This is a genomic window from Desulfovibrio sp. 3_1_syn3 (assembly GCF_000145315.2).
Classification (GTDB): Bacteria; Desulfobacterota; Desulfovibrionia; order Desulfovibrionales; family Desulfovibrionaceae; genus Desulfovibrio; species Desulfovibrio fairfieldensis.
The window spans coordinates 1,810,507-1,823,365 of the sequence record NZ_ADDR02000001.1; the positions used below are offsets into that span (position 1 = coordinate 1,810,507).

Annotated in this window: 10 protein-coding genes; 9 read left to right on the forward strand and 1 reads right to left on the reverse strand. The window is 65.8% G+C overall.

Annotated features, from left to right (window positions below; all coding sequences use genetic code 11):
• Positions 1 to 50: 50 nt before the first annotated feature.
• Positions 51 to 449 (reverse strand): DVU3141 family protein, encoded by a 399-nt coding sequence (locus HMPREF0326_RS07650; protein ID WP_008686395.1) that lies wholly within the window; start codon positions 447 to 449, stop codon positions 51 to 53.
• A gap of 451 nt (positions 450 to 900) precedes the next feature.
• On the opposite strand from HMPREF0326_RS07650, the gene HMPREF0326_RS07655 reads away from it, so the two are divergent.
• From HMPREF0326_RS07655 to HMPREF0326_RS07695, 9 genes are all read left to right on the forward strand, one after another.
• Entirely contained in the window at positions 901 to 1,926 is a 1,026-nt protein-coding gene (locus HMPREF0326_RS07655; RefSeq protein WP_442852258.1) for a molybdopterin-binding protein, read from the forward strand.
• A 59-nt stretch (positions 1,927 to 1,985) separates the two neighbouring features.
• Positions 1,986 to 4,709, forward strand: coding sequence for a molybdopterin-dependent aldehyde oxidoreductase (locus tag HMPREF0326_RS07660; protein WP_008686397.1), 2,724 nt, complete (start codon positions 1,986 to 1,988; stop codon positions 4,707 to 4,709).
• Positions 4,710 to 5,142: 433 nt separating this feature from the next.
• Positions 5,143 to 7,608: a pyridine nucleotide-disulfide oxidoreductase/dicluster-binding protein gene (locus HMPREF0326_RS07665; RefSeq protein ID WP_008686398.1), complete on the forward strand. Its 2,466-nt coding sequence runs from the start codon at positions 5,143 to 5,145 to the stop codon at positions 7,606 to 7,608.
• Positions 7,605 to 7,820, forward strand: coding sequence for a DVU_1557 family redox protein (locus HMPREF0326_RS07670; protein ID WP_008686399.1), 216 nt, complete (start codon positions 7,605 to 7,607; stop codon positions 7,818 to 7,820). Before HMPREF0326_RS07665 ends, HMPREF0326_RS07670 begins: the two co-directional genes overlap by 4 nt.
• Positions 7,817 to 8,545 carry a DVU_1556 family methyltransferase gene (gene trsM / locus HMPREF0326_RS07675; protein ID WP_008686400.1) on the forward strand — a complete coding sequence of 243 codons (729 nt, stop codon included), beginning with the start codon at positions 7,817 to 7,819 and terminating at the stop codon, positions 8,543 to 8,545. Before HMPREF0326_RS07670 ends, trsM begins: the two co-directional genes overlap by 4 nt.
• Positions 8,542 to 9,027, forward strand: coding sequence for a DVU_1555 family C-GCAxxG-C-C protein (locus tag HMPREF0326_RS07680; protein ID WP_020990398.1), 486 nt, complete (start codon positions 8,542 to 8,544; stop codon positions 9,025 to 9,027). Before trsM ends, HMPREF0326_RS07680 begins: the two co-directional genes overlap by 4 nt.
• The gene (trsS, locus tag HMPREF0326_RS07685; RefSeq protein WP_008686402.1) at positions 9,024 to 10,466 is read left to right on the forward strand and encodes a radical SAM (seleno)protein TrsS; all 1,443 of its coding nucleotides are present in this window, start codon (positions 9,024 to 9,026) and stop codon (positions 10,464 to 10,466) included. The genes HMPREF0326_RS07680 and trsS overlap by 4 nt, the downstream gene beginning before the upstream one ends.
• Positions 10,463 to 11,611: a DVU_1553 family AMP-dependent CoA ligase gene (locus HMPREF0326_RS07690; RefSeq protein ID WP_232224916.1), complete on the forward strand. Its 1,149-nt coding sequence runs from the start codon at positions 10,463 to 10,465 to the stop codon at positions 11,609 to 11,611. Before trsS ends, HMPREF0326_RS07690 begins: the two co-directional genes overlap by 4 nt.
• Positions 11,608 to 12,843, forward strand: coding sequence for a DVU_1551 family NTP transferase (locus HMPREF0326_RS07695; protein ID WP_008686404.1), 1,236 nt, complete (start codon positions 11,608 to 11,610; stop codon positions 12,841 to 12,843). Before HMPREF0326_RS07690 ends, HMPREF0326_RS07695 begins: the two co-directional genes overlap by 4 nt.
• Positions 12,844 to 12,859 lie beyond the last annotated feature (16 nt).

Genomic DNA, 12,859 nt, shown 5'->3' on the forward strand with positions numbered 1-12,859 from the left:
GCCGCAATCGCCTTCTGACGCAGTCCAGAAGGCAAAAGGCGTCCTTTCAGTCAGGGAGTGTCGATACCCTGTCCCCAAACCCTCGGCGCCATCCGCCACTGCCCTTCGCCGTCCCGGCAGATGACCACCACCTCGGCCTCTTTCTGCCCGGCCAGCACGGTGGCACGTTTGCATTCCTCGCCCTTGGCCGAGGTAAAACCGTCGTCCAGGGTGACGCGGACGCTCTTGCCGAAGGCCGGGTCGTCCAGCGTGGTGGATTCCCCGGCGGAGGCGGAAATCAGATAGGCTTCCACCGGGCCGGGCTGATATGCCGGGGGCGGGGGCGGATCGGAGAAAAGGCCGCAACCGGCCAGGAGAAAACCCGCGGGCAGGGCCAGAGCCAGAATCCGGGCGGAAACCGACATGGAAGGCCGCCGAGGCCGGGACGGACGACAAAAGAATCTGTTCATGGCAAGTTCTCCGGCTTGCGGCAAGACGCCGTGCCGTGCGCTGTGCCGCCAAGGAGCGGCAGCGTGTTTTTCTGCTTCCTCTTGCAGGAAAAAGGGCTCCTGTCAATTCCCGCCCTCATCCGTTGTCCTGCGCGGGAAAAAAGTGATCCCCCGCGCTCCCGTCTTTCGCCAATAGTCACGTTTTCAGTGAAAAGAGAGAAAATAGATAGAAAAAAGTATTATAAGACAGCCTGTTAAAATGTCCACGATTTGTAAATGCCTATTTTTTATTTTGCATATTATGGCGGGATTGGTAATATGTTGATAAAAGCATAGTTCAGAAATATGCACAACTTCAATGAGATTGCTTTCGCAACACCCCGGCGACGCGGGAAATATTTGTAAAAAACCATTGGGACGACAACTATCTCATATCTAAGGCTTTGGAGACGCCATGTCGAAACCGGCGGCCATGAAAACCATTGATGTGCGCGATGCCGTGGGCAGCGTGCTTTGTCACGACATCACCCGCATCGTGCCGGGGCAGAGCAAGGGGCCGGTCTTCCGCAAAGGCCATGTGGTGCGGGAAGAAGACATTCCCGTACTGCTGGAAGTGGGCAAGGAGCACCTCTTCGTGTTCGAGCCCCTGCCGGGCATGGTGCATGAAAACGAGGCGGCGGCCCGCATTGCCGCGGTCACGGCCGGGGCCAACATCCTGCTCAGCGAGCCCAAGGAAGGGCGGATCAATTTTTCCGCCGCCTGTGACGGCCTGCTGCGGGTGGACGTGGCCGCGCTCAGCCGCATCAACAGCCTGGGCGAAATCACCCTGGCAACGCTGCACAGCTTGCAAAAAGTGGACAAGGGCCGGGACGTGGCGGGTACCCGCGTGGTGCCGCTGCTCATTGGCGACGAAAAGCTGCGCGCCCTTGAGGGCATGGTCGGTTCTCCGGTGGTGGAGGTGCTGCCCCTGCGCCGTTTCCAGGTGGGCATGGTCACCACGGGCAGCGAAGTGTTTTACGGGCGTATTCAGGACGGCTTCGGCCCGGTGCTGCGCAAAAAATTCGCGGGCCTGGGCAGCAGCGTCATGGGCCAGACCCTGACCAGCGACGACGTGGAGATGACCGCGTCGGCCATTGCCGCCTTTCTGCAACAGGGCGCGGACATGGTGGTGGTCACCGGCGGCATGTCGGTGGACCCTGACGACCGCACCCCGGCGGCCATCCGCGCGGCGGGCGCGGAGGTGGTCAGCTACGGCGCGCCGGTTTATCCCGGGGCCATGTTCCTGCTGGCCTACGCCCGCACGCCCAAGGGCCGCGTGCCGGTGCTGGGCCTGCCGGGCTGCGTCATGTACCACAAGGCGAGCATCTTCGATCTGCTGGTGCCGCGCCTGCTGGCCGGACTTGACGTGACGGCGGAAGACGTGGCCGTGCTGGGGCACGGCGGTTTCTGTTCCGCCTGTCCGGAGTGCCGTTATCCCGTCTGTCCTTTCGGCAAATGAAGTCCGGGGCGGATTGGCCGCTTCGGCACGGATATCCATACATTACCAAGGAGTCGCACATGGAAACAAAAACGCTTGTGGTTAATGGCATTCCCAGACGATTGCTGGTCAACCCCGACGACACCCTGGTTGACGTGCTGCGCGGGCAGTTGCAGTTGACCAGCGTCAAGGTGGGCTGCGGCAAGGGCCAGTGCGGCGCCTGTACCGTGATTCTGGACGGCAAGGTGGTGCGTTCCTGCATCACCAAAATGCGCCGTGTGCCGGAAAACGCCGCCGTCACCACTCTGGAGGGCATCGGTACGCCCACCTGCCTGCATCCGTTGCAGCATTCTTGGATTTTCCACGGCGCGGCCCAGTGCGGTTTCTGCACGCCGGGCTTTATCGTGTCGGCCAAGGGGCTGCTGGATGAAAATCCCAATCCCAGCCGTGAGGACGTGCGCGACTGGTTTCAGAAACACCACAATATCTGCCGCTGCACCGGCTACAAACCGCTGGTGGACGCGGTCATGGACGCGGCGGCCGTGATGCGCGGCGAAAAAACGCTGGAGGACATCCAGTTCAAGATGCCCGCCGACGGCCGCATCTGGGGTTCGCGCCTGCCCCGGCCCAGCGCCGTGGCCAAGGTCACGGGCGTGGCGGAATTCGGCGCCGACGCCGCCTACCGCATGCCGCCCGACACCCTGCATCTGGCCTTGGCCCAGGCCAAGGTTTCCCATGCCATCATCAAGGGCATCGACACCTCGGAAGCCGAAAAGATGCCCGGCGTGTATCGCGTGCTGACCCATAAGGACGTCAAGGGCAAAAACCGCATCACCGGCCTGATCACCTTCCCCACCAACAAGGGCGACGGCTGGGAACGGCCTATTCTTAATGATACCAAGGTGTTCCAGTATGGCGACGCCCTGGCCATCGTCTGCGCCGACAGCGAGGCCAATGCCCGCGCTGCGGCGGAGAAGGTTAAATTCGACCTGGAGCTGTTGCCCGAATACATGAGCGCGCCCGAAGCCATGGCCCCGGACGCCATTGAAATCCATCCCGGCACGCCCAACGTTTACTACGACCAGAACGAAGCCAAGGGGGCGGAAACCCAGCCCTTCTTCGACGACCCCGACAATGTGGTGGCGGAAGGCAGCTTCTATACCCAGCGCCAGCCCCATCTGCCCATTGAACCGGACGTGGGCTACGCGTATATCAATGAGCAGGGCCAGGTTGTCATCCACTCCAAATCCGTGGGCATCCATCTGCACGCCCTGATGATCGCGCCCGGCCTGGGCCTGGAATTCCCCAAGGATCTGGTCATGGTGCAGAACACCACGGGCGGCACCTTCGGCTACAAGTTCAGCCCCACCATGGAAGCCCTGCTGGGCGTGGCCGTCATGGCCACGGGCCGCCCCTGCCATTTGCGCTACAACTATGAACAACAGCAGCAGTACACCGGCAAGCGCTCGCCTTTCTGGACCACTATGCGCTACGCCGCCAACAAGCAGGGCAAAATCCTGGCCATGGAAACGGACTGGTCCGTGGACCACGGCCCGTATTCGGAATTCGGCGACCTGCTGACCCTGCGCGGCGCGCAGTACATCGGCGCGGGCTACGGCATCCCCAACATCCGGGGCAAAGGCCGCACGGTCTGCACCAATCACTGCTGGGGCGCGGCCTTCCGCGGCTACGGCGCGCCGGAAAGCGAATTCCCCTCCGAAGTGCTTATGGACATGCTGGCCGAGAAGCTGGGCATGGACCCCTTTGAGCTGCGCGCTCTCAACTGCTACAAGGAAGGCGACACCACGCCCACGGGCCAGACCCCCGAAGTCATGAGCCTACCGGAGATGTTCGACATCATGCGGCCCAAGTATGAAGCCGCCAAGAAACGCGCCAAGGAACTCTCCACCCCCGAAGTCAAACGCGGCGTGGGCGTGGCTCTGGGCGTGTACGGCGCGGGCCTGGACGGCCCGGACACCTCCGAGGCCTGGGTGGAACTCAATGAGGACGGCGGCGTGACCGTGGGCTCCTCCTGGGAGGATCACGGCCAGGGCGCGGATTCCGGCGCGCTGGGCACGGCGCATGAAGCCTTGCGTCCGATGGGCATCCCGGCGGAGAAAATCCGCCTGGTCATGAACGACACCAGCAAAACTCCCAACTCCGGCCCGGCCGGTGGTTCGCGCTCGCAGGTGGTCACGGGCAACGCCATTCGCGTGGCCTGCGAAATGCTCATGGAGGGCATGCGCAAACCCGCCGGCGGCTTCCTGGACTACGCGGGCATGAAGGCCGAAGGCCGTCCGCTGCGCTATGACGGCAAGTGGTCCGCCCCGGCCAAGGACTGCGACGCCAACGGCCAGGGCAGCCCCTTTGCCTGCTATATGTACGGCCTGTTCATGGCCGAAGTGGCCGTGGAAAAGGCTACCGGCAAAACTCAGGTGGAAAAGCTCACCTGCGTGGCCGACATCGGCGAACTCTGCAACCAGTTGATCGTGGACGGCCAGATCTACGGCGGCCTGGCCCAAGGCGTGGGCTTGGCCCTGTCCGAGGATTATGAGGACATCAAGAAGCAGAGCACCATGGTCGGCGCGGGCATTCCTTCCATCCAGATGATTCCCGACGAAATGGAAATCGTCTATGTGAAGACTCCGCGCAAGGACGGCCCGCACGGCGCGTCGGGCGTGGGCGAAATGCCCCTCACCGCGCCGCACCCGGCCATCATCAACGCCATCTACAATGCCTGCGGCGCGCGCATCACGCACCTGCCCGCCTATCCGGAAAAGGTGCTGGAGGCCATGCCCAAGTAAGACAATCTGCAAACAGGGGGAGGGCAACCTCCCCCAGAGCGTTGGCAAAGTCAACGCGACCAAAAATCAGAGGTAGATCACGGCTTTGCCGTGCCGTTAGCTGCCCCAAGGGTGCCCGGCAGCGTCGGGCATTTCCTTTAGCCGCAACGCGGTTTAGGGAAACAGACAGCAGCGTAGCGACTGATTTTTGTGCCTTTCCGCCCGGCGAGTTTTCCTGAAAACGAGCCGATGGCGGCGCAAACACCGCGTAAGCGGGGTTTGTCGTCAGTCTGGGGGAGGGCAACCTCCCCCTTGTTCGTTTATTCGTTGTGGACCGCGCGGCGGGGATTTGCGTGTAAATCCCCGCCGTGCCATACTTGCGAACAGGTTCCGCCCCGCGCCGGGAGTCTCCCGCGCGTGAAATTTCCAATGTCCACATACTGAGGCCGGGAAAATGGATCAGACCCGTCTGCGTGAAATCGAGGCCCGCTGTACCCAGGAGAGCCCGCCGCATTGTCAGGCGGCCTGCCCCTTCAATCTGGATGTGCGGGCCTTCATGGCCCGGATGGCCGAAGGCCGCCCGGCGGAAGCCCGGAAAATTTTGGAGCGCCATCTGCCTTTGCCGGGTATTCTGGCCCGGATTTGCGATCATCCTTGTGAAAACGTCTGCCTGCGGCTGGACCTGGGCGGCAGCCTGGCCATCCACGCCTTGGAGCATGCCTGCGTGTATGCCGTGGGCACGCAGAGCCGTCCCCTGCCCATGCCGCGCAAAAAATTCAGCTTGGCCGTGCTGGGCGCGGGCCTGGCGGGTCTGGCGGCAGCCTGGGATCTTTCGCGCAAGGGCTACCCGGTGACGGTTTTTTATCAGGGCGACGCGCAAAGCGTTCTGCTGGGACAGTACCCGGCCTTGCGCCCGGGCCGTGAGGATGATCCCCTGGCCGGCGACTGGGAACTGCTGGGCCGCCAGAAGGTGACGTTCAGCCCCGCCGCGCTGGACGGAGATTGTCTGGCTCGGGTGGCGGCGGAGTTCGACGGCGTGCTCATAGACGCGGGCGCGGCCCCGGGTCTGGCTCCAAATTTTGCCCCGGCGGAGAATGCGCCCGGCGGCATGGACGCCGTGGATGGCGTGAACGTCGTGGACGCGTGGACCCTGTACTGGCGCGACAATATCTGTTGCGCCGGTTGGCTCAGCCGGACGCCCACGGGACACGTCTATGCCTCGGCTTCGGCGCAGGCCGGGCAGGGGCGCCGCGCTGCCCAGACCCTGGAACGGCTGGTGGGCAAGGTGTCGCTGACGGCGGCGCGTGAAAAGGTGCAGGGCCCATTGCACACGCCTCTGGACGGCATCGCCCCCCTGGCGCGGGTGGAACCCTCCGGCCCGGTCTATACCACGGAAGAAGCGGCCCTGGAGGCCGGGCGCTGCCTGCAGTGCCAGTGCCTGATCTGCGTGCGGGAATGCGTCTATCTGCAGAAATACAAAGGCTACCCGCGCGTCTACGCCCGTCAGATCCACAATAACGCCTCCATCGTCAAGGGCCTGCACACGGCCAATGCTCTGGTCAACGGCTGCGCGCTCTGCGGGCAGTGCGAGGAATTGTGCCCGGAAAATTTCTCCATGGCCGAGCTCTGCCTGGCGGCGCGCGAGGATATGGTACAGCGCGATTTCATGCCGCCCTCGGCCCACGAATTCGCCTTGGAGGACATGGAAAATGCCTCCGGTCCGGAATGCGCCCTGACCTTGCCGGATGTGGCGCTGCCCGAGGGCGCATGCGCGTCCTGGCTGTTCTTTCCCGGCTGTCAGCTGGCCGCCTCGCGCGGAGAGCAGACTGCGGCGCTGTATGCTTTTTTGCGCGCGGTCCTGCCTTACCGGGACGGGGAGGGCGGCGTGTCCCTGCTGCTTTCCTGTTGCGGCATCCCGGCGCGCTGGGCCGGTCGCGAGGCGTTGTTCAAGGAGCGCACTGCGGAAATCCGGAAAGAGTGGGACGTTCTGGGGCGGCCCCGGATCATGGCGGCCTGCTCTTCCTGTGTGAGCGCCCTGCGTCTGGCTTTGCCCGAGGCGCGGCCCGTATCCGTCTGGGAAGTGCTGAACGGCCTGCCTCTGCCGCCGGAACACGTGGACGGACAGGCAAAGGACCGGGCCGAAGCCGGATTGCCCAAGGTCTTTTCCATTCATGATCCCTGCACGGCCCGTTGGGATGGGGCCTGGCTGGAAGCCGTGCGCGGTTTGGCCCGGAAATGCGGCGCGCGCCTTGAGGAACCGCGCCTGACCGGCGCGACCACGGCCTGCTGCGGTTACGGCGGCCTGGTCTGGTGCGCGCAGCCCGAGCTGGCCCAAGCCATGAGCGAACACCGCGCCGCCGAGCTGCCGTATCCGGCCTTGGCCTCCTGCATCATGTGCCGGGACCGGTTGGTGGCGGACGGCAAAGAATGCTGGCATTTGCTGGACCTGCTTTTCCCGGCCTCTGATGCGGGAGAAGGCACTGGGAGAGGCACCCGCAGAGGGCCCGGCCTGTCGGCGCGCCGGGCTAACCGGGCGGCCCTGCGCCGCCGTCTGCTGCGCGACTATCTGGGCGAAAACCTTCCGGAACCGGCCCCCGGCACGCTGCATGTGCCGCCGGACTTGCTGGCCCGCCTGGAAGAGAAGCACATTCTGCTCTCGGACGTGGAAGAGGCCGTGGCCGGGGTGGAGGCCAGCGGACAATACTTTGAAAATCAGGAAAACGGGCACCGGTTGGGCTCCTGGCGGCCCCGTCAGGTGACCTTTTGGGTGGAATACGGCCGGGAGAACGGCGAGCTTGTCCTGTACGACGCCTGGTGCCACCGCATGCGCGTGCCTGGTTCCGGTGGGCCCGGTGGTCCCGGCGGCTCCGACGCGGGGGACGGCCGGGATTGCTGTGAGCAGGGAGGTGCAAGCGCATGACCATGGGACCCAGTTATCCGCCGGACGGCGGCCAATGGCGGTGCGGCTGTTGCGGCTGCCCGCTGGAGCAGGGCAAAGTGCAGGTCTTTTATCTGAACAGCGCTTTTGACGTCTTTCTGCCGCGTTGCCCGCAGTGCGGGCTGACCATGGTGCCCAAATCCCTGGCCGAGGGTAAAATGCTGGAAGTGGAAGCTCTGCTGGAAGACAAGTGAAGCCTCTCTGGGAACAGGAAGATTTTCAGCGCGTGGCGGGCGAGATCTGGCGGCCGGGCGGTCCGGAGCTGACCCGGCGCGCTCTGGAACTGGCCGCGCGCCGATGCGGCCTTGCGCCGGGCGCGCGTCTGCTGGACCTGGGCTGTGGTCCGGGCGCAAGCCTGGAACTGCTGGCCGGGCTGGGCTACCGCCCTCTGGGGCTGGACAGGCGCACGCATGCGGCCTGGGAGAAGCGGGCAGCCGGAGCGGAGCGCAGCCCAGCCGTGATTTTTCTGCAAGGGGATGCCGCTTGCCCGCCCCTCGCCGACAACAGCGTGGACGGCGTGCTCAGCGAATGCGTACTCTCCCTCCTGCCTGATCCTTTGGACGCGTTGCGCGGCTGCCGTCGGGCCTTGCGACCCGGCGGCGCGTTGCTGATGAGCGATCTTTTCCGACATGGGGACATGCCGAAGGAGGGAGACGCGAGCCTGGCTCCCCCGGAATCCGGCTGCCTGGCCGGGGCGCGTTCGCGTGCCGTCTGGGAGGGCCTGCTTGTCCGGGCCGGTTTTGTACCGCGTTGTTTTGAGGACCACAGCCGGGCGCTGGTCGAAATGGCGGCACGGTTGCTCTGGTACGGAGCCGAGGCCGCGCCCGAATGGCTGCGCGGCGGCTGCGGCTGCGCCTGCGGCGGTAGGCGCGGGGCTGTCGGCTACGGCCTGTGGATAGCGCAAAAGGAGGGCTCATGAATCCTCTCATGCTGGAATTGTTGCCCATGGTCCGCCAGGGCTATTGTTGCAGCCAGTTGCTGATCTTGCTCATGTTGCAGGCGCGTGACCAGCAGAATCCTGATCTGGTGCGCGCCATGCAAGGGCTCTGCCACGGCATCGGCCAGTCGGACGGCCCCTGCGGCCTGCTGACGGGCGGGGCCTGCGCCCTGGCTCTGGCCGCGGGCAAAGGTACGGACGACGAGACGGCCCATCCCATGCTCACGCCTCTGCTCAATGAGTACGCCACCTGGTTTTACGAGCGCGTGAATCCTTACGGCGGCATCAGTTGCGGCTGTATCGCCACGGGCCTGGGAGCCGCTTCCGGCGGGGCAGTAACAGACGCGACGCCCGATCCCGTGGCCTGCGGCGATCTGCTGGCCGAATGCTGGGAAAAAATTCTGGAACTGGCCGAGAATTATGAGCTGGATCTGACTGCCGTCCAGACGGGGCCGATGCCGTGATTCTGCGCCGCACGCAAAGCCTGTGCCCCATCTGTCTGCGCCGTATTGAGGCCGTGTACGAGCGCCCGGAAACGGCGGGGGCGGAGAAGGGCGTCTTTTTGCGCAAAACCTGCCCGGAACATGGCGTGTTCAGCGTGCCGGCCTGGGTTGCGCTTGAGCCTGTTGATGCACAGGGCGCCGTACCCGGCATTGTGAATGCGCCGCCTTTCGAGTCCTGGTCGCGGCCCAAAAGTCCCTCCTACCCGGAGGAGCCCCGTACCGCTGTGGCGCGGGGCTGCCCCTTTGACTGCGGGCTCTGCCCCCTGCACGCCCAGCACACTTGCACCGGCTTGGTGGAAGTGACCATGCGTTGCGATCTGGCCTGTCCGGTTTGCTATGCCGGAGCGGGCAAAACGGAGGGGACCCTGCCGCCCGATCCTCCCTTAGCCGCGCTGGCCGCGCAACTGGACAGTCTGAAAGCGGCGTCAGGGGCCTGCAATGTGCAGATTTCCGGCGGGGAGCCCACCATTCGCGAGGATTTGCCCGCCATAGTGACGCTGGCGCGGGAGCGCGGCTTCGGCTTGGTGCAGCTCAATACCAACGGCCTGCGTCTGGGGCGTGACGCGGGCTACGCCGCCCGGCTGCGGGCCGCGGGTCTGGATTCCGTGTACCTGCAATGGGACGGCGTGCGCGAAGCCGTGTTCGAGACCTTGCGCGGCAGAGCCTGCCTGAACCTGAAGCGCCGGGCCGTGGAGGCCTGCGCCGCCGCCGGCCTGGGCGTGGTGCTGGTGGCCACCTTGGCCCGCCACGTCAACGACGGTGAAGTGGGGGACTTGCTCCGCCTGGCTCTGGCATTGGGGCCTGCGGTGCGCGGCGTGCATTTTCAGCCCGTGTCCTCGTTCGGCCGTTATCCCTGGGCCTTGAGCGACGCGCCCCGGCTGACCCTGCCCGAAGTTATGGCCGCGCTGGTGCGGCAGGCGCCGGAGCTGGTCCGGATGGAGCATTTCCACCCGCCGGGCTGCGAGCATGCGCTCTGTTCCTTCAGCGCGGCCTACCGCCGCACAGGCGCTGATGGCGCCGCACTGGAATGGCTGCCTCAGGCCGGGCAGTCCTGTTGCTCTTCCGTGCCGCCCTTGGCGGCGGAAGGCGCGCGCAAGGCCAGGCAGTTTGTGGCTCTGCATTGGAAGGGAGCCGAACGGATACCGGAGGCGGACGCGCCAGGCGGCGCGGCGCGTCCGGAACGTGCCGATGATTTCAGCCGCTTTCTGAACCGGGCCGGAGCGGAGCGGCGTTTCACCGTTTCGGCCATGGCCTTTCAGGACGCCTACAGTCTGGATCTGGAGCGGGTGCGCGGCTGCTGCATCCATGTGGTCCAGGCGGATGGGCGGCTGGTGCCTTTCTGCCTGCACAATCTCACGGCCCGCGACGGCGCTCGTCTTTATAGCGGGGCCTGGGCGTGAGCCGAGAGCGTTGTTTCGGCCCTTGCCCTCATCCCATGGACCGCTGGCTGGCCCAGGCCTGCGGCGCGGAAAGCGTGGCGGCGCTTCCGATACGGCTGCGCGCGGCGCAGACCGAAGCCCTGAACCATATCCTGCGCCATGCCGCGCGGCACAGCGCCTTTTATGCCCGGCATCTGGCCGGTTGTGATCTGGAGATGCACGGGCCCGAGGATCTGGCTCGCCTGCCCTTGACCACGGCCACCCATCTGCGTGACTGGCGGGATTTTTGCTGCGTGTCGCAGGGCGACGTGCAGCGCATGGTCAGCCTGCAAACTTCGGGCACCACGGGCGCGCCCAAGCGCCTGGCCTTTACGGAGCACGATCTGGCCCGCACGCGCGACTTTTTTCAGGTGGGCATGGGGCAACTTGTGCGGGCGGGCCAAGTCCTGGCCGTATTCCTGCCGGGGGCGGAGCGCCCCGACGGCGTGGCGGATCTATTGCGGAGAACCTTGGGCCCCTTGGGCGTCATGGTGGAGGGGCTGCCCTCTGCTATAGCCGTTGACATGACCCCCGCCGGAGCTGCCGCGCGTGCGCACTGGCTGACGGAGCACCGGCCCCAGGCTCTGGTGGCCTCGCCCGCGCAGTTGGAAGGTCTGTTGCGCAGCTTTCCGAGGGCCGCGCCGCCGGACCTGCGCGGAGTGCTTTCCAGCACGGACCGGCTTGACCCGGACCTGAGGCAACGGCTGCGCGCGGCCTGGAACCGTGAACTACTGGATCACTACGGCCTGACGGAGAGCGGCTTCGGCTGCGCCGTGGAATGCCCGGCCCACGACGGCTATCATTTGCGGGCCCTGGACGCCCTGCTGGAAGTGGTGGACCCGCGCGACGGGCGACCGCTGCCCTGGGGAGAAACGGGCGAGGTGGTGCTGACCACGCTCAGCCGCGAGGCCATGCCGCTGATCCGGTACCGTACCGGCGACATTGCGAGTTTGCTGCCGGGACCCTGTCGTTGCGGCAGCCCCTTGCCGCGTCTGGGGCCGTTGCTGGGGCGGCTGGATACGGACGCGGGGCAGGGCGTGCGTGTGGTCCACCCGGCCAAGGGCAGCGGCGCGTCACGGGCGAAACATCTGGATGCGGCGCGTTTTCCTGAAGGAGTGGGATTGTGAAGGCATGTGCCATTCTGCTGGCGGCGGGCCGGGCCTCCCGCATGGGAGCGGTGAAGGCCCTGTTGTCTTTGCCTCTTTTGTCCGGCGGCGAGCCGTGTTCCGCCTTGGAGGGACTGGTCCGCTGTTATCGCGGGGTGGGTGTGGAAGACATTCTGCTGGTCAGCGGTTTCCATGCGGCGGAGGTGGAGGCGGCGGCGCGCGGGCTGGGGCTGACCGTCGTCCGCAATCCCCGGCCGGAAGAGGGCATGTTCTCCTCTGCCTGCGCCGGGCTGCGCGCCGTGCCTGACGGCTGCGCCGCCTGTTTCGTGCATCCGGTGGACGTGCCTCTGGTCCGCTCTCTGACCTTGGGGGCGCTGCTGGACGCGGCGGCAAGTGAATCTCAGCACGGATCATCTTCCGTACTGATTCCCACCTATGAGAGCAAGGAAGGTCATCCGCCGCTGCTGCCCGCCGCGTACCGGGAGCACATCCTGGCCCATGCGCGGCAAGGGGGCGAGGGCGGCCTGCGGTCCGCACTGGCCGGACTTCCCCGACGGTATGTGCCGGTGGCGGATTCCTTTATTCTGGAAGATATGGACCGCCCTGAGGATTACGCCCGTCTGAGGACGCTGGCCGCGTTGCGGGAGGCGCTGTGGCCCGCCGAGGCCTGGAATCTGCTGCGCCTGTGCCGCGTCCTTGAGCGCGGCTTGCGCCATGCTTGCGCCGTGGGCGCCGTGGCGGCTGCCTTGGCTCAGGTCCTGCGTGAGAGCAGGGCGGAGCGGGGATGGGCCGGGACCGGGCCGGATCCTGAGCTGGCGCGCGCCGGAGGGCTGTTGCACGATATCTGTAAGGGCCTGCCGGAGCATGAAAAGGCCGGGGGCCGCTTCCTGGCGGAGCTGGGCCTGCCCGTGGCCGCAGCTTTGGTGGCGGATCATCGTGATCTGAGCGTACCCGACGCCGCGCCGCTGACTGAGCGCGAACTGGTCTATCTGGCGGACAAGTATTGTCACGGCCGGGAGTTTGTGCCGCTGGAACTGCGTTTCGGCCAGAAGCTGGATCTGTATGCCGCCGATCCCGCCGCCTGTGCGGCCATTCGGGGCCGTCTGGGGCGTGCCCGGGCCCTGGAGGCGCGTCTGGCCCGTGAAATGGGGCGGCCCCCGGCGGATATTGCACGGCAGGCCCTTGAGGCCCTGCCCGAGGCCAAAGACGGGGAGCCGGAAGCCGAACCGAACAGTAGCAGAGGCGATACGTGACGGCGGAGCGGGGCCT

Excerpts from the sequence above, each read along its gene's own strand:
- HMPREF0326_RS07650 (WP_008686395.1), bottom strand. The coding sequence starts at position 449 with ATGAACAGATTCTTTTGTCGTCCGTCCCGGCCTCGGCGGCCTTCCATG.
- HMPREF0326_RS07655 (WP_442852258.1), top strand. The coding sequence starts at position 901 with ATGAAAACCATTGATGTGCGCGATGCCGTGGGCAGCGTGCTTTGTCAC.
- HMPREF0326_RS07660 (WP_008686397.1), top strand. The coding sequence starts at position 1,986 with ATGGAAACAAAAACGCTTGTGGTTAATGGCATTCCCAGACGATTGCTG.
- HMPREF0326_RS07665 (WP_008686398.1), top strand. The coding sequence starts at position 5,143 with ATGGATCAGACCCGTCTGCGTGAAATCGAGGCCCGCTGTACCCAGGAG.
- HMPREF0326_RS07670 (WP_008686399.1), top strand. The coding sequence starts at position 7,605 with ATGACCATGGGACCCAGTTATCCGCCGGACGGCGGCCAATGGCGGTGC.
- HMPREF0326_RS07680 (WP_020990398.1), top strand. The coding sequence starts at position 8,542 with ATGAATCCTCTCATGCTGGAATTGTTGCCCATGGTCCGCCAGGGCTAT.